Annotated in this window: 25 protein-coding genes, 1 tRNA gene and 1 pseudogene; 15 read left to right on the top strand and 12 right to left on the bottom strand. The window is 61.3% G+C overall.

What is annotated here, in order from left to right; all coding sequences use genetic code 11:
* Positions 1-117 (top strand): IS630 family transposase (locus GY791_06165; protein ID MCP4328005.1); only part of this gene is annotated, 117 nt, incomplete at its 5' end.
* Positions 118-443: 326 nt separating this feature from the next.
* Here GY791_06165 and GY791_06160 read toward each other — a convergent pair.
* The 3 genes from GY791_06160 to GY791_06150 are packed head-to-tail and all read right to left on the bottom strand — an operon-like array spanning position 444 to position 2000.
* Complete coding sequence (locus GY791_06160; GenBank protein MCP4328004.1) at positions 444-866, bottom strand: hypothetical protein; 423 nt, start codon at positions 864-866, stop codon at positions 444-446.
* 15 nt (positions 867-881) lie between these two features.
* The gene (locus tag GY791_06155) at positions 882-1799 is read right to left on the bottom strand and encodes a hypothetical protein (GenBank protein ID MCP4328003.1); all 918 of its coding nucleotides are present in this window, start codon (positions 1797-1799) and stop codon (positions 882-884) included.
* Between the two features lie 54 nt (positions 1800-1853).
* On the bottom strand, positions 1854-2000 hold the full coding sequence (locus tag GY791_06150) for a hypothetical protein (GenBank protein ID MCP4328002.1): 147 nt from the start codon (positions 1998-2000) through the stop codon (positions 1854-1856).
* A 257-nt stretch (positions 2001-2257) separates the two neighbouring features.
* Between GY791_06150 and GY791_06145 the strand changes: the two genes are divergently transcribed.
* Both GY791_06145 and GY791_06140 read left to right on the top strand, forming a co-directional pair.
* Positions 2258-2917: a hypothetical protein gene (locus GY791_06145; protein MCP4328001.1), complete on the top strand. Its 660-nt coding sequence runs from the start codon at positions 2258-2260 to the stop codon at positions 2915-2917.
* A gap of 195 nt (positions 2918-3112) precedes the next feature.
* Positions 3113-3199, top strand: a pseudogene (locus GY791_06140) (YHS domain protein).
* Positions 3200-3278: 79 nt separating this feature from the next.
* Here GY791_06140 and GY791_06135 read toward each other — a convergent pair.
* Entirely contained in the window at positions 3279-4067 is a 789-nt protein-coding gene (locus GY791_06135) for an SDR family oxidoreductase (protein MCP4328000.1), read from the bottom strand.
* Between the two features lie 105 nt (positions 4068-4172).
* On the opposite strand from GY791_06135, the gene GY791_06130 reads away from it, so the two are divergent.
* Positions 4173-4475, top strand: coding sequence for a hypothetical protein (locus tag GY791_06130; protein MCP4327999.1), 303 nt, complete (start codon positions 4173-4175; stop codon positions 4473-4475).
* Between the two features lie 71 nt (positions 4476-4546).
* Here GY791_06130 and GY791_06125 read toward each other — a convergent pair whose 3' ends face one another.
* The 3 genes from GY791_06125 to GY791_06115 all read right to left on the bottom strand — a co-directional run bounded on the left by GY791_06125 (position 4547) and on the right by GY791_06115 (position 7571).
* Positions 4547-5500 carry an arginase gene (locus GY791_06125; protein MCP4327998.1) on the bottom strand — a complete coding sequence of 318 codons (954 nt, stop codon included), beginning with the start codon at positions 5498-5500 and terminating at the stop codon, positions 4547-4549.
* A 127-nt stretch (positions 5501-5627) separates the two neighbouring features.
* The gene (locus tag GY791_06120) at positions 5628-6845 is read right to left on the bottom strand and encodes a CoA transferase (GenBank protein ID MCP4327997.1); all 1218 of its coding nucleotides are present in this window, start codon (positions 6843-6845) and stop codon (positions 5628-5630) included.
* Between the two features lie 240 nt (positions 6846-7085).
* Complete coding sequence (locus GY791_06115; protein ID MCP4327996.1) at positions 7086-7571, bottom strand: DM13 domain-containing protein; 486 nt, start codon at positions 7569-7571, stop codon at positions 7086-7088.
* A 261-nt stretch (positions 7572-7832) separates the two neighbouring features.
* Between GY791_06115 and GY791_06110 the strand changes: the two genes are divergently transcribed.
* The gene (locus tag GY791_06110) at positions 7833-8687 is read left to right on the top strand and encodes a hypothetical protein (protein MCP4327995.1); all 855 of its coding nucleotides are present in this window, start codon (positions 7833-7835) and stop codon (positions 8685-8687) included.
* 344 nt (positions 8688-9031) lie between these two features.
* Positions 9032-9814, top strand: coding sequence for an alpha/beta fold hydrolase (locus GY791_06105; protein MCP4327994.1), 783 nt, complete (start codon positions 9032-9034; stop codon positions 9812-9814).
* Positions 9815-9837: 23 nt separating this feature from the next.
* On the opposite strand, the gene GY791_06100 is transcribed toward GY791_06105, so the two are convergent.
* The 3 genes from GY791_06100 to ruvX all read right to left on the bottom strand — a co-directional run bounded on the left by GY791_06100 (position 9838) and on the right by ruvX (position 11999).
* Complete coding sequence (locus GY791_06100) at positions 9838-10149, bottom strand: hypothetical protein (protein MCP4327993.1); 312 nt, start codon at positions 10147-10149, stop codon at positions 9838-9840.
* A 192-nt stretch (positions 10150-10341) separates the two neighbouring features.
* Entirely contained in the window at positions 10342-11493 is a 1152-nt protein-coding gene (locus tag GY791_06095; GenBank protein MCP4327992.1) for a PQQ-dependent sugar dehydrogenase, read from the bottom strand.
* A 32-nt stretch (positions 11494-11525) separates the two neighbouring features.
* A complete protein-coding gene (gene ruvX, locus GY791_06090; GenBank protein MCP4327991.1) occupies positions 11526-11999 on the bottom strand; it encodes a Holliday junction resolvase RuvX in 474 nt (157 codons plus the stop codon).
* A gap of 145 nt (positions 12000-12144) precedes the next feature.
* Here ruvX and gatC point away from each other — a divergent pair, with 145 nt between their 5' ends.
* Genes gatC through gatB form a run of 4 tightly spaced genes read left to right on the top strand, consistent with a single transcriptional unit; the run spans position 12145 to position 15833 of the window.
* On the top strand, positions 12145-12432 hold the full coding sequence (gatC, locus tag GY791_06085; GenBank protein MCP4327990.1) for an Asp-tRNA(Asn)/Glu-tRNA(Gln) amidotransferase subunit GatC: 288 nt from the start codon (positions 12145-12147) through the stop codon (positions 12430-12432).
* Positions 12432-13913, top strand: coding sequence for an Asp-tRNA(Asn)/Glu-tRNA(Gln) amidotransferase subunit GatA (gene gatA / locus GY791_06080; protein ID MCP4327989.1), 1482 nt, complete (start codon positions 12432-12434; stop codon positions 13911-13913). The genes gatC and gatA overlap by 1 nt, the downstream gene beginning before the upstream one ends.
* On the top strand, positions 13913-14371 hold the full coding sequence (locus GY791_06075) for a GNAT family N-acetyltransferase (GenBank protein ID MCP4327988.1): 459 nt from the start codon (positions 13913-13915) through the stop codon (positions 14369-14371). Before gatA ends, GY791_06075 begins: the two co-directional genes overlap by 1 nt.
* Positions 14372-14375: 4 nt before the next feature.
* Entirely contained in the window at positions 14376-15833 is a 1458-nt protein-coding gene (gene gatB / locus GY791_06070; protein MCP4327987.1) for an Asp-tRNA(Asn)/Glu-tRNA(Gln) amidotransferase subunit GatB, read from the top strand.
* Between the two features lie 27 nt (positions 15834-15860).
* Here gatB and GY791_06065 read toward each other — a convergent pair whose 3' ends face one another.
* A complete protein-coding gene (locus GY791_06065; GenBank protein ID MCP4327986.1) occupies positions 15861-17351 on the bottom strand; it encodes a tetratricopeptide repeat protein in 1491 nt (496 codons plus the stop codon).
* A 117-nt stretch (positions 17352-17468) separates the two neighbouring features.
* Here GY791_06065 and GY791_06060 point away from each other — a divergent pair, with 117 nt between their 5' ends.
* From GY791_06060 to GY791_06045, 4 genes are all read left to right on the top strand, one after another.
* Entirely contained in the window at positions 17469-18158 is a 690-nt protein-coding gene (locus GY791_06060; GenBank protein MCP4327985.1) for a glutathione S-transferase family protein, read from the top strand.
* A gap of 26 nt (positions 18159-18184) precedes the next feature.
* The gene (locus GY791_06055; GenBank protein MCP4327984.1) at positions 18185-18799 is read left to right on the top strand and encodes a glutathione S-transferase family protein; all 615 of its coding nucleotides are present in this window, start codon (positions 18185-18187) and stop codon (positions 18797-18799) included.
* 232 nt (positions 18800-19031) lie between these two features.
* Entirely contained in the window at positions 19032-19613 is a 582-nt protein-coding gene (locus GY791_06050; GenBank protein ID MCP4327983.1) for a TetR/AcrR family transcriptional regulator, read from the top strand.
* Positions 19614-19659: 46 nt separating this feature from the next.
* Positions 19660-20229: a carboxymuconolactone decarboxylase family protein gene (locus GY791_06045; protein ID MCP4327982.1), complete on the top strand. Its 570-nt coding sequence runs from the start codon at positions 19660-19662 to the stop codon at positions 20227-20229.
* Between the two features lie 121 nt (positions 20230-20350).
* Here the strand turns inward: GY791_06045 and ipdC are convergent, their stop codons facing one another.
* Positions 20351-21976: an indolepyruvate/phenylpyruvate decarboxylase gene (gene ipdC, locus GY791_06040; GenBank protein ID MCP4327981.1), complete on the bottom strand. Its 1626-nt coding sequence runs from the start codon at positions 21974-21976 to the stop codon at positions 20351-20353.
* A 607-nt stretch (positions 21977-22583) separates the two neighbouring features.
* Here ipdC and GY791_06035 point away from each other — a divergent pair.
* Positions 22584-22672, top strand: a tRNA-Ser gene (locus GY791_06035).
* Positions 22673-22688 lie beyond the last annotated feature (16 nt).

Here is a 22688-nt window from a genome sequence, read left to right as displayed (position 1 = left end):
GTCTTCAACTCATACGACGACATCGTCGACCACTGCTGTGACGCCTGGAACAAGCTCATCGATCAGCCCTGGAAAATCATGTCGATCGGACACAGGCAATGGGCACATAGGTCATGATCAACGGGATTTGGTATAAGACGCCTCGCACATCGTTTAGCACTACTATGTAGCTCTTATCGAATCCGCAAAGTGCAACTGTCTTGGCTACGGCTCGTTGAGACATAGACTCGGCCAGAACCGCGAGCAGCGGCAAGTAATCCTCATCTGGCAACCGCTCAGGAAAGGTGCGGATGATCATCGCATAGGTCGAACGAAGATGCGCCGGCACCTGATCGAATGGGACCTTCATTACCCTTGTTTCCGAACCAGATGTGCCACATCGGGAATCATCGGGTGACTGACATGGCCACTACAGGGTGGACAGAAGCCCAACACGACTACGTTTACCGTCCCGACAATCTCATTCGAATCAAATAATCGTTAGGATAGTTTGTTAGAAACTCCGAATCGGGGAACTCTTGTCTCGCCTCAGGTTCCTCGAATCCCCAAATATTCACTTGTTCAGGCACAGTGTTGGTGTTCTTGCACTCAAGAATACGGCCATCATCAAAAGCTACGCAAAGGCTGACCATGTTCATGACAAGACGGGGGCATGACACATCGATCAGAGACCAAAGTCGATTCAGATCTCCTTTTTTTTCCCACGCGGAATATACTTCCGCATCTTCAAACGACTTGCCCTTGTCGACTAGCGCGAAATCATCATTCATAGCAATCACCCCGATGGCAAAACAAAACCTAATCGAAGCCAGCTCCAGCTCAATCGAAACCAGTGGCCGTTGTATGGGGATCGCCCAGTCATCCATGTTCGAATTCACCAACTAGTTTCGACCTATCGTTCCCCAGGGATAGTGCGCTTCATTGCTCTTGGGGTGAACAACTTGCCCGGTAACAGGTGATATTGGCTGGCGGCTGTCGTTGAAGGCACGGAAATATGGCTGCCCGGTTACTTCATTTGAGTAACCATAACGCAGTCCAGCTATTGGGTTTTTGCCGGATCCAGGCGGCGGCAACGGCGGACTACCTTCCGGAGCAATGACGAATCCGTTGACCGCCCCTGATGGACTCCTCGTTGGCCTCACTTGCAGCCCTTCATCTGGAAAATGGAACCCGATCTTCCACTCGCCCGTTTCTTCATCATAGACGAATATCCGGTACTGGAGTATTTGCTGTGAACCTTGCGGCATCTGAGCTAGAGGAACAACACGCTCCCCGTACGGCGAAATCGCTGTTCCTTTCGGGACGTTGCGATGAAGCTCCTGATTGAACGCATGCGCAATCGCCGCAGACGCGAACCCATTTTCGAACTTGCCGCCGGTGAGCTGCGCGGACAGGCCCCCGACCGATCCGACGATCGCGGTTCGAATGAAAATGCCTGTCTCGTCCTTAATACCGCCCAGCGATGATCCCATGACCACGACACCGGCGGCGGCGCCGATCGCGTTGGAAATGAAGCCCTCCTGGAACGACCCGCCGAAGGCCGCGCGCAAGCCGCCTCCGGTCGTGCCATGAACGACGCCCTTGGCCACAGCTTGAACCAAAAAATGCTCATTCCCTATGATCCGGGTCAACTGCTTGCCGATCGCGGAGAAGACCTCTGCCGACACGTATGCAAACGCGGCCGCCTTTGCGGCGTCCTGTATCGAACCACCGCTACCAAGTTTCACATAGGCGGCACCCACGGCACAGAACGCCGCATTGCCGGTCGAACATGCGTAGGCCTGGGTTGCGATTGCCACAACGTCTCCCAGGACAGGGACCTGCAGAATCGCCTTGTAGACGACGCCGAAGCCTCATGAATCGCCGCTCAATCCAATACTTCCGCCGCTGATTGCAAGGTCAAGGCCGAAGAAGAACCCGGTCGGATCGGTCAGCGACAGCGGATTGTTGCGGACGTAGGTGTAGCGGTTGAGCGACTGCAGGTCGGTCGCGTCCTGCACCCGCGACATCGCGCGTGGGGATGGCGAGGTCGGCCACGCGCGCGGCTCGGTTTGGAAGATCAGCGGCCTATCGCCACCACCGAGCCGCCCGCCGCGCCATCGGGCATCGCAGCGAGCGCGATGCCCCTGTCCCTATGCCATCCCGCGGCGGGCGGTTTCGGATGTGACCGGCGAATTGCTTCTGGTTCGATTGCGTGAGACTCGGTTATCATCGCCATTGAAATCACTTACGTAGACCAAACACGCCAATAGCGCTCATGGACGTCCCAAGAAAATACTGGTGGGTCGCCATCATTGTCGTTCCCATCGTCATCGCGGCAATACCGGTGGTGCCGCAGTTCTTCGCGAGCAAGGAAGCCCCACCGATCACCAAAGAGGACCTGGTCGCCGCCGTCGTCGAGCTGCAAGGTCATTTTGCCACGGCGAGGTCGCAGCCTTCGTCGACCGGCACTCCGGAAGAGGTCCCGTACCGACCCTCGAACGACGACCAATTCTCCCGGTTCAATCCGGAAATTCAGCCGTCCCGGCAACTCGAGGCCCTGCTCGGCGCGTTCGCGGATGATTTCGAATCACAGAAATGGTTGCGGCTGCTCGAGCTCTTCGATCCGTCCCACGTCAACGCCCAGCTCGAAATGTACCTGCAGGACGACTTCATGTTTGAGCATTTGGGCGAGCCCGGTCAACGGAGCCAGGATGTCGTTATCAAGCTGTATCTCTATGAAACGCTTAACATGCAGGCACCGGACGGCCCCAAGGCGATCGAAGATGTGCGCGCCATCTACTTCACCGATATGCGGGAAGAATTCGACGGCTACTGGATGGTTTCCTTTACCGCGGAGCGCGAGCCCGGTGAGCCGCTGAACGGAAGCATCACGGTCGATAAGGACACGCTCCGATTCTTGGGCGCGTGGGGTTGACGGTTGGATCGATTCGGCCGGTACGGATCACGAGAATCTGAATATGCGTGAGGGATGGATGACTGGTGCGGGCGTGGCACATTCTTTTGTGTGCGGACGACAGACGCTCCAAGGAGACGCTCGATGACCGCCAATCGATTAGCGCGCCGTTCAATCCTTGCCGCGTTCGCGGCCTCCGCCGCCTTGACCTTGGCCGTGCCCGCCGCGTGGTCGATTGTCGAGGGGCGGCTTTACCTCAACCATTCGAAGAGCATCCAGCGCCGTTGGGAACGGAACCGCGCCCACCGGATCAAAGTGGGTGACCGCAATTGGCCGCTGATCGTCGCCGGCAATGGCAGGATCGTCGATTAGTGGACTGCCGTCAGTAGTATCCCTCGGCCGGTCCTTTGTATTCCTGGATCGTGTTGCCGCCATCCACCACAATGAGCTGGCCGGTTAGATAGCTCGCCTCCTCACCGGCCAGGAATACGACGACATGGCCGATCTCATCGGCCGTGCCCGGCCGACCGACAGGCGTATTCTTGCCGGCAAAGATTTCTTCGGCACTGCTGGACGGAGTCTCGATCCAGCCCGGGCCGATCGCGTTGACCGTGATGTTGCGATCGGCGACCTCGATGGCGAGGGCGCGGGTCAACCCCAGCATCCCGGCCTTGGCGGCGCCGTAAATTGTCGCCTTGGGATTGCTGACGACCGGTCCGGTGACCGACGACATCTGCACGATGCGTCCGTAGCCGCGCTCGATCATGCCGGGGAGCACCGCGCGGGTCACGAAGAACGCCGTGGACAGGTTACGGTCGAGTCCGCGCCGCCACTGCGCGTCGTCGATTTCATGGAGCCGCTGCGATTCCTCCTCGACGCCCGTTTGGACCATCCCGGCGTTGTTGACGAGAATATCGATCGGGCCGAGCGCCGCAGTCCCCTCGGCGATCAGCGCTTCGACCTGGGCCGGGTCGGTGAGATCGGCGGTGGCGGCGAAAGCGTCCGCCGCCACACTGGGCAACTCGGCCAGCCGGTCGAATATTCGTTCGGTGGTCGAAGTGATGCCGACCCGGGCGCCGGCCTGCTTGAGTAAGCGGGCCGAGGCGAATCCAATGCCGCCACGGCTGCCCGCGCCCGTTACCAGGGCGACCCGTCCCGAAACTCCCGTCATGATGCGCCTCCCGATAGGTCAGAGTGCCACTATACATTCCTTGGCCGATTGGCGTCGCCGGTGTCAAAGACCCCACGGTTTCAAACCTGGAGATCGACGATCGGAATGTGCTACGCGATCGCCATGGCACTTACCGCGGACATCCGCCGGCGCATCGAAGCCGATTTCGGGGTCGAGCACGTCGCCGAAATCGTGGCCGTCATGGAATCGGCGCGATCCGACGATCCTGACGTCTTCGGTGACCGTATCATTCGCTGTGCCTTGTATGTCTCTGCCGGAAACACGGAAACGCTCGAACGGGCACTCGCCTTGGCCCGGACCGACTATCGCGACCTGATCGTTTGGGCCGAGTACGACAATGCCTTCGGTGAGCGAAAGCGGGACTTGGGCCAGCCTTTCGAGGGATAGAAATGGTCGGACCGCTCCAATTTGCCCATCGCAGGGGCCGGGCCGCCGAACCGAGCGCGTAAAAGGCCTTTCTAAGAGAAATAGCCTGCCCGGACGGCGGTACCGATCAGATTACAAGCGAACCGCCCGGCGGTCAGGGACGTGATCTCGTTGAGATCCCGCGCCGGCGTTATCTCGACCACATCCATGCCGAGAACGCGGCCTTTCTCGACCAGGCCATGAATGAGGGCGCGCATCTGATGATAGAGCACGCCGCCGCCCTGAGGCGCGGCGACCGCGGGCATGACCGTTGGGTCGACGCCGTCGGCATCGATTGTCAGATAATACGGGCCGCCGTTCGGAATCCGCTCGAGCACGGCGGCCATGCCATGATCGTGCAGGTCCCAGGAGGTGATGATTTCGGCCCCATAGTCGAGGGCCGCCCGGTATTCATCCTCGCGGGCGCTGCCCGTGCCACGAATGCCGATCTGGAAGATGCGGTCGATCCACGGCATCTCCGAGGCGCGCCGGATCGTGCTCGAATAGCCCTCCCGGACGCCATTGACATCGTCTCGCCAATCAAGATGGGCGTCGATATGGACGAGGGTCACCGGGCCGTGGTTCTCGAGTGCGCGGAAGATGGGGATCGGCACGCCGTGATCGCCGCCGAAGGTGATCAGCAGCGCGCCCTTGTCGAAGATTATGCGCGCGGCCGCCTCGGCTCTACGGTAATGGGCCTTGAGGTCGTTGGTATCACCGGGCACATCGCCGACATCGACGACCCGAATCGGTCGGTTGTCGAACAGGGTCCCATTGAAATCGAAATCCCACCGATCGAGCGACTGTTGCAGCCGTTTGGAGGCGACACGAATAGCGGTCGGTGCATTGGTCTGGTCGTTCGTCACCTCGTCCATGTGATAGGGATCGCCATAGGGAAGGCCGAGAATCGCGACATCGGCTTCCAGAGTTGCGAGGTCCGTGTGCAATGGGAAGTCCATGAAAGTCTGGAACGCTGCGCGCGGCGCGATCGTCAGGATTTCGGACATCGGCGGATTTCTCCCGTGGTCGAACAAGCAAGTCTGCTGTGGCATCGTTGATGCATGGCGTGACCTTAGCGGAGTCGCATCGGCGCAACCATCGTTCGTTTGGCCGGCCGGCGGGTGCCAATGGAATCTAGACGACGCCCTTGACGCGCAGGTTCGCGATCTCGCCGGCTTCGATGCCCAGCAGTTCGGCCAATATTTCTTCGCTGTGCTGACCCATGGTGGGTGGAACATGGCGGTAATCCACCGGCGTCTCGGAGAACTTGATCGGGTTGGCGATAAGGTCGACGGACCCCGCCTGGGCGTCCGGGTGAGGGAGCGAAAGCTTCATGCCACGGGCCTGGACTTGAGGGTCCTCGAACACCTGATCGATGTCGTTGACCGGGCTGCAGGGCACGCCGAGCGCAGCCAAGCCGTCATTCCACTCCGCGCGTGTTTTCCGCCGGGTGACATCGGGGAGCAGCTCATAGAGCGCTTGGCGGTTCTTGACCCGGAGCGCGTTGGTACGAAAGCGGTCGTCCTCAGCCAATTCAGGGGACCCGGCGAAGGTGCAGAAACGCTGGAACTGCCGATCATTGCCGACGGCGATGATGATGTGACCGTCCGATGCCGGCAGCACCTTGTAAGGCACAATGTTGGGATGCTCGTTGCCGAGCCGGGTCGGCATTTGGCCAGAGGTCAGGTAATTGAGGCCCTCGTTGATCAGCCACGCGACCTGGGTGTCGAGCAAGGCGAGGTCGATATGCTGACCTTGCCCGGTAATGTCGCGATGGCGGATCGCGGCGAGAATGGCGACGGCGGCATACATCCCACACATGACGTCGGCGATACCGACGCCGACTTTGACCGGTTCGTCATCGGGGCTGCCGGTAATGCTCATGATCCCGCCGAGTCCCTGGGCGAGAAAGTCGTATCCGGCGCGCGATGCGTAGGGGCCGGTCTGACCGAAGCCGGTGATCGAGCAATAGATGAGGCCGGGAAACTCATCTTTCAGGTCGCCATAGGAGAGCCCGTACCGGGCCAGGCCCCCGGTCTTGAAATTCTCGACCAATATATCGCAATGACCGATCAGGCGGCGCGCCAGCGCTTGGCCCTCGGGTTGAGCGATGTCCAGGGTCAGTGAGCGCTTGCTGCGGTTGCTGGACAGGTAGTAGGCGCTTTCGGCGAGATCATTGCCGTCGCGACCCTTGAGAAACGGAGGGCCCCATTTGCGGGTGTCGTCGCCCTCGCCGGGACGCTCGATCTTGATGACGTCGGCACCGAGGTCGCCGAGCAGTTGGGTGCAGGTCGGACCGGCTAGGATGCGGGTGAGATCGAAAACCCGTAGTCCCGTCAGGGGTGCCGTCATTTAGGGCCTCAAGCTTCGCGTTGCGGTGCCGTCCTTATATCCTTGGGATCGCGGCTGCACCAAGCGGGAAAGCGCCCAGCGGGCGGAACGCCTGCGGCGGTTGTGAATGCACGATGAGGGGTGCCGCCTGCGCCGCGCCGGCCAGTGGGTCGCGAATGCGCGCTCATATTCTGGGGATGAGGCAATACTGCCCGATCGGATGCCGACCTCGGCTCCAGTCGCCGTGGCGGCCGGTCCAGCTCAGCTCTCGAATTCGAGATCCGCCGGGGAAATCAGCACACCGAACTGGGCGCACCAGATCACCACGCTTTGATAGTCTCCCAGCTCGACGCCGGCTGGAATGGGATATTTCTGGCTTCCCTTGAACGCCCGCAACTTGCCCAGATCGACGTACATGGTCTGTTTCACATCCGACGATTGACGGATCTGCGCCTTCGGTACGAGGTAGACATGAAACGCGGGGCCGGGGCCAACCTCGAAATCCGTGTCGAGGTACACGACCTTCTCGTAAACCGACCCCTTGCCCATGCCGTAATGGACCGGATCGGACGGATTGGCGTGGATGAATTGACCACGGGCAATCAGACGGTCCCTTTCCTCGGCCGTGAGTGTGTCCATCGCTTCGGGTGGCGGAAACACATAGGGAAAAGCAAAGAACCCCACAGCGACGCCAAACGCCGTTCCGAGAACTCCGCCGACCAAGAAAACCACAACATACCGCAACATATCCATGTCTCCACAGTTCGAGGTTCGGTCTCAAACGTCTGTCCGGTCGATTCGCAATTCTAGCGGGTCGCGGAGCCGAGCGGTATGGTCCGCATTCGGATCTAGCCCGGGTGTCGTGACTTCTTCCGGCGGTATCGCAGTCGACGGAGCCCTATTCGACCGTCCCAAAGACGTGTCGAGCCGTGCCACGATGGCGTTCTTCGGAATCTCTTCGAAGGGTGATAATCTTTTTGTCGTGAAAGCCGTATCGGAGGACCTGTCATGGACCTGAGATCAGCCGTTCGCGCCGCCGCTTCCGACGCACCCGGTACCGCCATTGACGGGCTCGACCAGGTGAGCGCCCAGATCAGCGACCAAGGTGCACTCGATAATGAATTCCGCGCGGCCCACATGATTGGGCAATGCGCACACGAATCGCTGCGCTTTACGCTGGTTGCCGAATCCTTGCACTACACGTCGGTCGCCCGGCTACAGGAGATCTTTGGCCATCGCCTGCCGGCGGGGGCCGATCCGGCGCAATTCCTGCGTAACGCGGAAAAGCTCGCCAACCAGGTCTACGCCAACCGAAACGGTAACGGACCACCGGAATCGGGAGACGGATTTCGCTATCGCGGGCGCGGCTATTTGCAACTGACGGGACGGTCCAATTACCGCGCCTTCGGCAATCGGATCGGGATCGACCTCGAAGCCAATCCGGAACGCGCCGTCGAGCCGGGTACCGCGTGGCTCGTTGCCGCCAGCTATCTGGCGAATAGAAAACGCCACGGCAAGACGGCGTTCGAATGGGCCGACGTGAACAATGTCGAGGCAGTCACGCGCATCGTGAATGGCGGTCTGAATGGGCTCGCCGATCGGCGCAACCGCACCGCACGGGCGCTATCCGCGCTCGGTGGAATAGCGCCGCGTCCACAGCTTCAAAACGGTGACGAAGGCCCTGCCGTCGAATTGCTGCAGCGGGCACTGGCCGCAAAGGGCTTCTCACCTGGTGCGATCGACGGCGATTTCGGCGGCAAGACGGACACCGCCGTGCGGGCCTTTCAGCGGGCTACCGGCCTTACCGCCGACGGAATTGCGGGCGACGACACCTGGGAGGCGCTGGAACCGCTTCCGTCTTGACTGTTTTTACCAGATTTTCCGCGAGTCCAGCCGGCCGCGCAGGGAAAAATTCTTTGCCTCGTGCCATGGGTTAGGCTGTTTTGCGAATTGGAGGGCGCCGAGCCGTGTCGCCGCAACACATCTCATCTCCCGCGGATAGCACCGTCGACCGTTCTCGAACCGGCGCCGGTCTCTCCTGCCCAATTATTAGAGCCGTTCTGACGGTGGGACTAGCGATATTGGCTGTGATTTCCATCTCTACGCCGGCTTCGGCGGTAGCCTTTCATTCCGACACGATAACAATTGGTGGTTTGGAGCGCGAATACCACATCCATGCTCCAATCGCGGGAGCCCCCGACCGTCCGATGGGAGTCGTTTTCGCCCTCCACGGCGGGGCTGGGCGGGCCGAGCAATTTGCCGGATACCTGAATTTCGACGTCTACGCCAAGGCGCGTAATCTGCTCATCGTCTATCCGCAGGGGTTCGAGCGGCACTGGAACGATGGCCGCCCGGACGTTTCCTATTCGACCCACGAAGGCGATGTCGACGACGTTGCGTTCTTGCGCGCTGTCCTCGAGACGGTGGCGACCCGCTATCCCGTAGATCGCGGCCGAGTTTATGTGGCCGGAATCTCCAACGGCGGCATGATGGCGCTTCGTTTGGCGTGCGAGGCGGCAGACACGTTCGCCGCCGTGGCGGCGCTCACGGCAAGCTTTCCGATGGCCATGGCCGACCGCTGCGATCCGATACGTCCGCTGCCGGTGATGCTGATCAACGGCACCGACGATCCAATCTTTCCCTATGGCGGCGGAACCATCGGTTTCGGCCGGCGCAAACTGGGAGAGGTGCGCTCGACGCCGGAGACCGTCGCGCGATGGGTGGTGCTGAACGGCTGTCTCGGGCCGGCCAAGATCGTTGCCCTGCCGGATACCGATCGCGATGACGACAGCCGGGTCGTCGTGGAGCGCTACCTGCCCTGCCGTGCGGGAACCGAGGTCACGCTCTATCGCGTCGAAGGCGGCGGTCATACCTGGCCCGGCCGGCGGCCCTATTTGCCGCGATTCCTTATTGGTGAGACCAACGACGATATCGACGCGACCGCGCACATCCTCGATTTTTTTGCGCGCCACGCCATGCCGACAAGATAGGCGCGGGAAGGGTGCCGTTGCGATTACGAGTCGGAATCTTCCGGTGCGGCAAGGCTGTAGCGCCCGCTCGCGAGCAGGTAGTCGCGCACGTTAGCCCACCATCGATCATCGCTCATCGGTGATCGTGATCCGCTTGGTTCCATACAGATTTGCCGTAAGGGATCAGCCTCGCTGTCCGGTGGGAGCGGCCGGGGACCGGGCAGCGCGAGGCGAATTTGCCCCGGTTTTAGCGTCTCTCGGTCGATCAGGACGGTGAGGCCATAGCCCAGCGATTCCGCGTGCCGCACCCATGTTTCGGCATCGAAGATACCCTCCGGCTCTTGGCGCGCCTGCATTGCCGTCTTTAGCCTGACCGATATTTGTTCAGCGTGACCCCCAAGATATTCGGCCTCCGGCGGCGGCGCAATCGGAACCGTGATTTCTTGGGCAGATTTCCTCTGCCACGGTCTACTCGTGACGGAAGGGCCAGCGACCTGGTGCCGGTAGTTGGCGAATTTATGTTGGATTGGGCATCCCAGGCAGGGCCATCAGTCAGCCGGCGTGACCCGCAATATACGGCCATCGCCCGAATCCGTGAGCAGGTAGATATACCCATCGGGGCCCTGTCGGACGTCGCGTATTCGTTCCTGCAATCCGCCGAGGATGCGCTCCTCCGCGACCACGGTATCGCCATCGAGGACTAGCCGGGAAACGAGACGGAACTTCAATGCACCGATGAACAGATTTCCCTTCCAGGCCGGGAACTTATCGCCAGTGTAGAACATCATGCCCGACGGCGCGATCGAAGGGTCCCAGTAGTGAACCGGTTGCTCCATGCCGTCCTTGTGGGTGCCGACGCCGATCTTCTGGCCGGAATAATGGCGGCCGTAGGAGATGACCGGCCAGCCATAGTTTCGACCGGCCTCGGGTATGTTTATCTCATCGCCGCCCTGGGCGCCGTGCTCGACCTCCCAGAACTCGCCGGTGTCCGGATGGAGCGCCGCGCCCTGCGGATTACGGTGACCGTAGGACCACACCTCGGGCCGATAGCCTTCCCTGCCGACGAAGGGGTTGTCTTCGGGGATGGAGCCGTCACGGTTGATGCGGATCACTTGGCCGCGGTTGATGGTGAAATCCTGCGCCCGATCCCGCTCGCCCCGTTCGCCGATTGTGATGAACAACTTGCCGGCGCGGTCGAAGACGAGCCGCGATCCAAAATGGATCCCGGTATTGGTCTTGGGTGCTTGGCGGAAGATGACCTCGACGTCGGATATACGATTCCCTTCGCGGTCGAGAACCGCGCGCGCAACCGCCGTTCCGGCCCCACCTGGACCCGGCTCGGCGTAGGACAAATAGATAACCGCGTTCTGCTCGACTTCGGGATCGAGAATGACGTCGAGCAAGCCGCCTTGACCCGATGCGAAAATCGGGGGCAAGCCATCCAACGGCGGTGACAGCCGGCCATCATCCTCGACGATGCGGAGCCGTCCCGGGCGCTCGCTCACCAGCATTCTGCCATCTGGGAGAAACGCGAGCCCCCATGGATTGGTCAGGCCCTCGGCGACAGTCTCGACCTTCAGGTCATAGTCCTCGCTCTGGTAGGTTTCGGCATCGCTATTGCAGGACGCCAGGATCAAGATCAACCCACCGTAAAGGGCGGCGGTGACTCGAGTGGACGGTCCCCTCAAGACAGGTAACATCGACATCTGGTTCTCCGCGGTGCGATCGCCATTTAACGGTTCTGACGAAGATTTAGGCTGTCCAACGCGCCCTGAAGGATATAGGCCGCGGCGAGCTTGTCGACGACTTTACCGCGGCGCTTCCGCGAGATGTCGGCGTCGAGCATGGTCCGCGTTACCGCCACCGTCGACAGCCTCTCGTCCCAGAATGTCGCCGGCATGTCGCGGCGTTCGATCAGGTTTGCGACGAATTGCCGGACGGACTGACATCGCGGCCCCTCGCTGCCGTTCATATTGACCGGAAGCCCGATGACAAGGCCGCCGACATTGCGATCGACAACCGTCTCAAACAACCTTTCCGCATCGGCGCGGAATTTAGTCCTGCGCAGGATCTCAACCGGTGTCGCGATCCTAAAATCGCTATCGGATACGGCGATTCCGACAGTCTTGCTGCCAACATCGAGGCCCATCAGGCGTTGGCCCGATTCCAGGAGTGCGGGGAGGTTTTCGAGGTCGACGACGGGCATGCGCCGATTGAATACAGGGCGCGGCACCCCTGCACAAGCGGCGACGGGCCGTCCCGTCGCCTTGCGACAGCTTGGACCCGGTGATAAGGTCCGCGCCGTTTTCTGTACCACCAAAATTTCCCGCCTATTCGAGGAGCGGAGCATCATGGCGCTAGACAAGGCCACGGTTGCGCGTATCGCACACTTGGCTCGTATTCGAGTTCCGGACCGAGAACTCGCGGCCTTGACCGGCGAACTCACCAACATTCTGAGTTGGGTGGAGCAGCTCGACGAGATCGACACGTCCGATGTGCCTCCGCTGACCAGCGTGACCAGCCAGGAACTGCCGCGCCGTCCCGATGCGGTCACCGACGGTGGCTATCCGGACCAGGTGTTGGCAAATGCGCCGGCACCGACCAAAGGATTCTTCACCGTGCCCAAGGTGGTTGAGTGATGGCGGTGTTGACTGACCTGACCCTGGCGCAGGCCCGAGCCGGATTGGATTCGGGTGAATTCACCGCGGCGGAACTGACCGAGGCTCATGTCCGCGCCGTCGAGGCGGTGCGTCCCTTGAATGCCTTCATCACCGAGACGCCGGAGCAGGCGCTGGCGGAGGCCGCCTTGTCCGACCAAAGGCGGCGGTCCGGCGAGACGGGGGCCATGGACGGCATACCGATTGCCATCAAGGACTTGTTCTGCACCGAGGGGGTGCTGACAACGGCGGGTTCGCACATCCTCGACGGATTTCGGCCGACTTACGAATCGACGGTGACCGTCAATCTCAAGGCCGCCGGTGCCGTCTTTCTTGGCAAGGCCAACCTCGACGAGTTCGCCATGGGCTCGTCCAATGTCACCAGCTACTACGGCCCGGTCGAGAACCCATGGCGGCGCGAGGGCGACAACCGGCCGCTCGTGCCGGGGGGGTCCTCCGGGGGCTCGGCGTCGGCGGTCGCGGCGCGCGCCGCCATCGCCGCCACCGGCACCGACACCGGGGGCTCGATCCGCCAACCGGCCTCGTTCTGTGGCATTGTCGGCATGAAGCCGACCTATGGCCGATGCTCGCGATGGGGGATCGTCGCCTTCGCCTCGTCGCTGGATCAGGCCGGGCCTTTGGCCCGGACTGTGCACGACGCCGCCATCATGCTTGGCGCGATGGCCGGTCACGACGCGAAGGATTCCACATCGGCGCCGTTGCCGGTACCCGATTTCGAGGCCGCGCTCAGCGGCGACGTCCACGGCCTGAAAATCGGAATTCCGGCCGAGTATCGCATGGACGGCATACCCGCAGACATCGACAAGCTTTGGCGCCGGGGCATCGACTGGCTGACCGCGGCCGGCGCCGAAATGGTCGATATTTCCCTGCCCCATACCAAATATGCCCTGCCGACTTACTACATCATTGGCCCTGCCGAGGCGTCGTCGAATCTCGCCCGTTACGACGGGGTCCGCTATGGGCTTCGGGTCAACGCCGACGCGCTGGTCGACATGTATGAGGAGACCCGGGGCGCCGGTTTTGGCGCCGAGGTCCGGCGACGCGTGCTGATAGGCACCTATGTCCTGTCCGCCGGCTACTATGACGCCTATTACCTCAAGGCACAGCGCGTGCGGGCGCTAATCGTCCGGGATTTTGCCGAAGCCTTCGAGAAAGTCGATGCCATCCTGACACCGACCGCGCCGAGCGCGGCATTCGCGATCGGTGAAAAGAACGACGACCCAATCGCCATGTATCTCAATGACGTCTTTACCGTGCCGTCGAGCTTAGCCGGGCTTCCGGCGATCTCCGTGCCGGCGGGACTGTCCAGCGACGGGCTTCCGCTTGGGCTACAGCTGATCGGGCGCGCGTTCGACGAGGCGACGGTATTGCGCGTGGGCGGCGTGCTTGAGGAGGCTGCCGACTTCTCGGCGCGGCCGGCCTTCGATGCCGGAGCGGCCTGATGGACAGGGCCGCCTCGGTTCGCCGTGCTACCCTTGGCGACCATGCGGGGATGACGCCGTTGTTCGAGCGATTCTATCGCGAAGAAGGATTCAACGATGCCGTTGACGGCGTCGCGGCGAATTTGCGGAGCCTGCTGCAGCGCCCTGATACCGCGGCGTTCCTCGCCGAAGCGAGGGGAGGAAACGTTGGTGTTGCTGCGATGAGCACGTCGTTTGGGCTCGAGGTCGGCCTCTATGCCGAACTCGAGGACCTCTATGTGGTTCCCGAATGGCGCGGCAACGGTGTCGCGACGCAATTGATCGAGGCGGCGATGGAGTGGGCGCGGAAAGAGGGTTGCCACGACGTCGAGATCGTCCTGACACCGCATGCGCAGACCACGACCAAGCTCAGGGATTGGTATGCCGCCCGCGGCTTTGTCGACACCGGGCGGTGCACCCTCGAACGGCGGGTGGATTGAAGCGATGGCGGAAATGATCAAGGGCGAGGGTGGCGATTGGGAAATGGTGATCGGGCTCGAAATTCATGCCCAAGTCGTCTCCCAGGCCAAGCTCTTTTCGGGTGCCGCGACCGACTTTGGTGCGGACCCGAATACACAGGTATCGCTGGTTGATGCCGCCATGCCCGGTATGCTGCCGGTGATCAACGAGCATTGCGTCGTCCAGGCGGTGCGAACGGGTCTCGGGCTCAAGGCCGAGATCAATCGCTATTCGGTGTTTGATCGTAAGAACTATTTCTATCCCGACCTGCCGCCGGGCTATCAGATCTCGCAATATTTACAACCGGTTGTCGGCCGCGGCGAGGTCCATGTTGACCTGCCGGGGGGCGAGACGCGGGTGGTCGGTATTACCCGCCTGCATCTCGAGCAGGACGCCGGTAAGAGTCTCCACGACCAGGATCGGACCAAGACCTTCGTCGACCTCAACCGGGCCGGCGTGGCATTGATGGAAATCGTTTCCGAGCCCGACCTCCGAGGCGGCGACGAAGCGGCGGCATACCTCACCAAGGTACGCTCCATCCTGCGTTATCTCGGTACCTGCGACGGCAATATGGAAGAGGGCTCGATGCGGGCCGATGTCAACGTGTCGGTGCGCCGGGCCGGGTCGACCGAACTCGGCACCCGGTGCGAGATCAAGAACGTCAATTCGATTCGCTTCGTGCGCGAGGCAATCGACTATGAGGCACGCCGCCAGATCGAAATCCTCGAGGACGGTGGGACGATCGACCAGGAGACGCGGTTGTTCGATTCCGGAGAAGGCGTCACCCGTTCGATGCGAAGCAAGGAAGAGGCCCACGATTATCGTTATTTCCCCGACCCCGATCTTCTGCCATTGGAGCTCGACGAGGAATGGATCGACGAGATCCGCCGCACGCTGCCGGAGCTGCCCGACGAGAAGCGGTCGCGGTTGATCGAAACCTACGGCGTTAGCGCGGAAGACGCCGGAATTCTCGTCCAGGAGCGGTCGCGTGCCGACTATTTCGAAACCGTCGCCGCCGGCCGGGATGGCAAGGTCGCCGCCAATTGGGTAATTCACGAATTGCTCGGCCGGCTCAACAAGGCCGGCCATGATATCGACGAATCACCGGTCGCCGCGACAAACCTTGGCGGATTGATCGACCTTTTGGCGGCTAAAACGATCTCGGGTCGTATCGCCAAGGACGTGTTCGACGAGATGTACAAGACCGGCGGCAACGCGGCGGACATCGTCGCGACGCGGGGTCTCGAGCAGATTACCGACCGCGGCGAGATCGAGGCAGAGGTCGATCGGATCATCGCGGACAATCCGGGCCAGGCCGACCAATTCCGCGCCGGCAACGATAAAGTTCTCGGCTGGTTCGTCGGTCAGGTGATGAAGGCGACCAAGGGCAAAGCCAATCCCGCCTTGGTCAACCAGTTGCTGCGGGAGAAGCTCAGCGGGTAGGGATGGCGTTCCCGACCGGTGTGGTTGCTATTTTACCCGCGCGCGTATCTGCGCCGCTTCGTCGGGCCGGCCCACGCGGTCGAGCAATAGCGCGTACATGTTGATGGTCTTGATGGTGTCGGGATGGGTCGGTCCGAGGGTCCGCTCGCGTATGTCGAGCGCTTTCCGATAGAGGGCTTCGGCAGAATCATACTGCGATTGTCCGTGCCGGAGTTGGCCAAGGTTGAAGGCCACCGTCGCGACGGTCGCATCGCCGGCCCCCAATCTTTGCTCGTAAATCGCCAATGCCCGTTCCCACAGCCGGTCCGCCTCGGCGATCTGACCGCTGTCCCAAAGGATCAAGGCCATGTTGGAATAGGCGTAAGCGGTTTCGACCTCGTTCGGTCCGAGGCGGGTTTCACCGATCTGGATGGCCTCGCGGTAATAGTCCGCGGCGCGCGTGGTTTCACCGCGCTGGCGGGCCAAATCGCCGAGCTTGACCAGGCTGCGCACCTTTTGGGCGTCGCTGACGCCGAGCGAATTCTGACGAGTCGCCAGCGCTTTCTTATAGAAGGCCTCGGCGTCGTCCGGCTGCTCGTAGGTGTCGAACAACCCGGCAATTTTTTCCATCGTCGTTGCCACCCGTTCCGAGCTGGGGCCGAGGGCGACAAGCATCTTGTCGGTGCCGTTGTCGAACGTGCCGCGAGCGTCCGCGCCGAGGCCGCGGTCGAGTTGGGAGGTGCCGAGCGCGAGCATGGTCTGCTCGAAATAGGGATGGTCGACGGCATAGTGGCGTTCGTAAAGGTTCATCGCCTGGCGCATCACCCGGACGGCGTCGTCGGTGAGCCCCATTCTTTGGTAGCGTTCGGCGACGGAGCGCAGGTCGGGCAGATGTTCGCGAACCACGCGATCGTCCTGAATTCCGAGGATCGATAGCGACCGCAACAACGATTTGTCGGCGGATTCGATTCGGCCCTGCTCCATTTCGTTCAGCGCCAGCCCGTAATAGGCGTCGGCGAGCAAGACATCGGTTGGGCCTAAGGCAGACGTGATCGCATCGATTGAATCGCGATAGAGGCGTTCGGCCTGATCGTAGTCGCCGCGTTGGCGCATGAGATCGGCAAAGCGCAGCGCCGCACGGCCGAGATCGGGGTGATTCGACGGCTGAGTCGCCCTTCGGATGGCGAGTGCCTCGTTCATCATATGCTGGGCACGGGCCATATCGTCCAGTTTTGCCTGAACTTCGGCCATCGCCTCGTAACTTTCGGCGAGCGCGAGGTTGTTGGCCGGTGCCGGCCCGAGGTTCTTGGCCTCGTGTATGGCTTGGCGGACGAAATTCTCGGCGACGACGAGATTGCCGCTGTCCAGCGCCGAGCGGCCGGTCTCGAGGGTGCGGCGCCAATGCGCCTCGGCATCGGTACCCTCGGCCAAGGCGGCGGGGGGCATCGACCAGGTACCGGCTGCCACGGCCATGACAAGTAGGACTTGCCGCAGGGCCGACGGGAATCGGATACGAAGGTGTGCAATCGTCGTGATCAATTCCCCGCCTTTCCGGTGAAAAAATTCATCGCCCTTGCCGAACAGGCCCGCTCAATCTAATTCAAGGGGCCGGCTACAGCATGTCACGCCGACTTACAACCTATGAAGGGCAAAAAAATGATCGATGTCTACACTTGGGCGACGCCCAATGGGCACAAGGTTCATATCATGCTCGAAGAAATCGGCGTGCCCTACACCGTCCACCCAATCGACATCGGCGCCGGGGACCAGTTCAAACCCGAGTTCCTCGCCATCAGCCCGAACAATCGCATCCCGGCGATCGTCGATTCGGAGGGGCCGGACGGCCAGCCGATTTCTCTATTCGAAAGTGGCGCAATCCTGATCTATCTCGCGGAGAAAAGCGGAAAATTCCTACCGGACCACGAGCGCAGCCGCTACGAAGTGTTGCAGTGGCTGATGTTTCAGATGGGCGGCGTCGGTCCGATGCTGGGTCAGGCGCACCACTTTCGCAATTACGCACCGGATCCGATCACTTACGCCATCGATCGTTACACGAGTGAGGCCGCCCGTCTCTACCGCGTGATCGACAAGCGACTCGCCGACCGCGATTATCTGGCCGGCGATTATTCGATCGCGGATATCGCGACATTTCCCTGGCTGCGAAACCCCGACCGGCAGGGCCAGACGCTCGCCGACTATCCCAATCTCGAGCGCTGGCACCGGGCTATCGCGGCACGCCCGGCGGTGGAGCGCGGCGTCGCCGTTTTGTCCGACAAACGCAGGGAGGGGTTTTCGGACGAGGAGAAGGAAGTGCTGTTCGGCGCAACACAGTTCGCGCGCCGATAGCCGCCATTATCGCGTAAGGGGATACCATGATCGATCTTTACACGTGGTCTACGCCCAACGGGCGTAAAGCCTCCATCATGTTGGAGGAAATCGAGGCACCCTACCGAGTCCATCCGATCGATATTACGAAGGGCGATCAGTATGAGCCGGATTTCCTTCGGATCAGCCCCAACAATAAGATCCCGGCGATTGTCGATCCCGAGGGTCCGGATGGCGCGCCGATCGCCCTTTTCGAATCCGCGGCGATCGTAATCTATCTGGCGGAAAAGTCGGGCCGGCTGCTGCCGGCCGAACCGCGTGCCCGGTACGAGGTTATGGAGTGGCTCATGTTCCAGATGGGCGGAGTCGGGCCGATGTTCGGTCAGGCCCATCATTTCCGGCGCTTCGCCAACGAGGAGATTCCCTACGCCATCGATCGCTATACCAATGAGACCAGGCGGCTTTACGGTGTGCTGGACAAGCGGCTGAGCGATCATGAGCACCTCGCCGATGACTACTCGATCGCCGACATCGTCACCTATCCGTGGTGTGCGCGGCACGAATGGCAGGGTATCGATTTGGCTGAATTTCCCGATGTCAAACGCTGGTACGATTCGGTGAGCGCGCGCCCGGCCGTCGCGCGGGGTATGGCGGTGCCTTAATTTGGCCGGTCCCGGAATTGCCGAATATGCCAGCCAATGATTCAGCTTTGTCGCGGCGATTATGGGCGGAGCAATTATTGGCCAATTGTTCCAATTTTCTGACCCCTCGGCGCGCGCCGTATCTGCCCTGAACTCGGTCGAGTGGGAGAATGCCGTTGTGTCGGCGACGCACCGTTATTGACCGATCGTTCCAAAACGGGTAGTCAGGTGTCAGCAAGACTGTGAGGACTACATGCCACGGGAGCGGCAATTCGACGTCGATTCGGCATTGGGTCGCGCCATGGATGCCTTTTGGTGTCAGGGCTATACCAACACGTCGGCGCAAGATTTGATCGACTGTATGGGTATCAACAGGGGCAGCCTGTACAATACATTCGGCAGCAAACACGCGCTCTTCGTTGCCGCCCTCAAGCGCTATCAAGCGGAATACCAGAATCCTCGGATCGAAAGCGTGGCCCGTGGCCGGACGCCGCGCGAGGCAATCGACCGGTTGTTCGATACGTTGATCGAGGATGCCAGATCCGATAGGGGCGGGGACGGATGTTTTCTCGTCAACACCGCCTTGGAACTGGCGCCCCACGATACGGAAATCGGGGTAATCGTGGCCGACGGCCTGCGCAAGATCGAGACCTTCTTCAAGACGTCGATCGAAGCGGCCCAAGAGAGCGGGGAGGTCGGCCACGAGATTGATCCGGTCGCGGTGGCGCGCGCGCTGCTGGGGTTGGTGCTCGGCATTCGCGTTCTGGCGCGAAGCCGGCCCGAGCGGCGGTTGCTGCAATCCATCGCGGATCAAGCGAAGTCACTGTTGGGGTAAATTTTTTTGGTTCAATTGGAACGATCGGTACAAAAGGAGGAAAACAATGTCGGTGTCATACGTCGAACGGGAGCAGGCGAGTGCGGAGACCCTCGCCTTTTACGACAAGGCCGAGGCGCGCTTCGAAATGCTCCTCAATATATTCAAGGTGTTCGGCCATACGCCGGAACTTGGCACCGTGTTCACCGAAATGATCATGGCGATCCTGAAGGACGGCGAGCTCGACTGGGTGACCAAGGAGCTGATTATCCTCAAGGCGACCCATCGCAACGATTGCCAGTATTGCGTGGTCCAGCATGAGACTCTTTCCAAACGACTCGGCATTTCGGAGGACAAGATCGCGGATATCGGCGGCGATCGATACACGGACAGCCCGCATTTCACGGATGCGGAAAAGGCGCTGATGGACCTAACCGTGCGGATTGGCATCGATGCCAACCATGTCTCAAGTGAGTTGTGGGAAAGATTGCACCGGCATTTCAGCGAGCCACAGATTGTCGAGGCGGTGTTTACGATCACCATATATATCGCGGTGAGCAAGTTCGGCGACGCGCTGGGCGTGGAACTCGAACCGGTGTTTTCGGGTATCGAGCCGGTGCTCCACGTCAAGCACTGAGTCGATCGCCACGTCCTTTCCGTTCTTGGATTGGTGATCGCGATAGAGTGGTTCGCGTCGCCGCCAACATTGAGTATGACGGCTACCGACGCCCAGCCATGTGGTTTGCGGGCGCCGTTGTTCAGGACTTGCCGTGGAGCCGTTTAATACCGGCGACGAACCGCGACAGGGTATTCGACATTTCGCCGCGCTGAAGCATTGCTTCGATCAGGTAAAAGCCATCTGTCGCGTGGGCCGCGCGATCGAGAGCAGCGGCCAATTCCCGGCGCGTTCGAACCCGTTCGCCATGACCGCCGAGCAGTGGCGCCAACTCGGCGAAGCGCCAATCGTCGAGGTCATTGAAGGTGGATTCCGGCTGAAACACGCGCAGCATTTCCCAGCTTGCGTTATTGAAAACGATGACAATCGGGTTCCATCCATAACGCCGGCAATTGCCGAGTTCCCATCCGGTCATTTGGAAGGCACCATCGCCAACCAGGATCAGCGGACGCTCGCCCGTGGTCGCCTGGATGCCGAGGCCGGCGGGAACACCGTAGCCCATGCCGGCATAGTAGCCCGGCGCCGTCAGCCGTGTGTGGGCGATGTCCATGGCCGTAAACAAGCAATCGCCCATGTCGGCCGCGATCGGCATCGCTCCGTGACGGTCCATCATGTCGTTGACCGCACAGGCGATGTCGGTCGGTGAAATCGGCGTTTCATCGGCGGCGAGGCCGCGCGGATAGGCGGCTTGAATGTCGGGCAGCGGCCGCGCTCGGGACGTACCGGCGCGGTCGAGGAGGGCGTCGACCAAGGCGTCGAGAGGAATATCGGAATAGGTGTGGAAACCGAGCGAGACCTGGCGGTCGAGGGCTTGAATCGTCCGGCGCAGGTCGATCTGCTGCCGGGAGACACCGAGGTTGGTGTCCGAAAGGATGACGCCGAGTAGTAGCAATCCGTCGGAGTCCTCGACCAGCGACGTGATCTCGGGATCACCGGCGACGCCGAGATAGGTGCCGACCACGGGGACGTCGAAATTGACCAGCAATCCGCGGCCCATGAAACTGGTCACCACCGGCAGGCCCAGTTTGCGGGCCAGTTCGGCAACCTCTCTTTCGATGCCATGGCGGCGGATCTCGACGCCGACCATCAACACCGGCGCCTCGGCGGCGGCGATCCGCTCGAGGATCTCATCGGCGCAGGCTGCCAGCGCGTCGGGGTCGGCCGGTTCGGGCACGGGATCGGCAACCGGCGCGCATTCGGCGTTGACCATATCGCGCGGAATTTCGAGATAGACCGGCTCGGTATGCGCGCGGCAACTGGCCAGGACGCGCGCGATGATCGCCGGAGCCTCGTGGGCATTGTCGAGCAAAGCCTGATCGCAGGTCACTTCCTGGAACACCCGGTACTGAGATTCGATGGTCTTGGCCTGATGGTGGAGCAACAGACCGCGTTGCCGCTCGCCGGCGCCGGGACCGCCGGAAATCACAACCAGCGGCGATTTTTCCGCGAATGCCGCCGCGGTCGCGTTGACCATGTTGAAAGCGCCCGCGCCGTAGGTGATCGCAGCGACGCCGAGCCCGCGGTTGAAGCGGCCTGCGGCATCGGCGGCGAAACCGACACCCGGCTCGTGGCTCAGGGTGTAGCAGGGCAAGATGCCGGAGTCCTCGACCACCTTGAAGAACGGCAGTGCGAAGTCGCCCGGAATGCCGAAAATCTCGCGCGCGCCGCGGACCTTCAGCGCATGCAGCAACGACTCGGCTAGGTTCATCCAGCTGTTCCCGGGGTCGTGGTGGCCAAGCCACCACCATATATCACCCGGGGCGCCCCGTCAGCGGGCGTATCGTTCCAAACTCGGTATCGGGATGGTCCGTAGGCGGTGCCGAGGTCAGCAGGCGACGGCGCTGACCCGCTTGCCGCTATCCATGGACAAGACTTCGCCGCCGCGCCCTGAGATGGCGAGCAATTCCTGGCGGGCGGTTTGAAGCAGCGCGACCTCGCGCTTGTCTTCTCGGTCGTAAATTTCGATACAGCTGAGCTTGACCTCGACCAGATCCAGCAACGTTTCGGCACAGCGTCTTGACATAGTCATTTCTGAAACCCTCATCTCGTCAACATGTTCACCACTGTGTCAATTTTGGGGCGTTAACATTAACGAGGCGTAAAGTGCGCGGTGGTCGAATTAAGGAATTCGTTAACCATATTGGATATCCGGATTTCGGTCTCGATGCCGCTCTGGGACGATCGGGTCCGAACCGCCGGACGCCGATCCAACGGCGACGGTCCATGGCTGTGCCACCCCTGCGTTTTGCACTCGCGTTGACAGCGCGCGGGTGCGTTTGTAGAACGCGTGTCTCTTTCGGCCGTGGACGTCCTGCGGAGGGTTGGCAGAGTGGTCGAATGCAGCGGATTGCTAATCCGTCTACCCGAAAGGGTAGCGTGGGTTCGAATCCCACACCCTCCGCCACTTTTATGTCTGTGCT

This window comes from Alphaproteobacteria bacterium (assembly GCA_024244705.1).
GTDB lineage: Bacteria > Pseudomonadota > Alphaproteobacteria > JAAEOK01 > JAAEOK01 > JAAEOK01.
The sequence above is the reverse complement of the archived record's forward strand: the minus strand, read 5'-3'. Positions and strand labels throughout refer to the sequence as shown.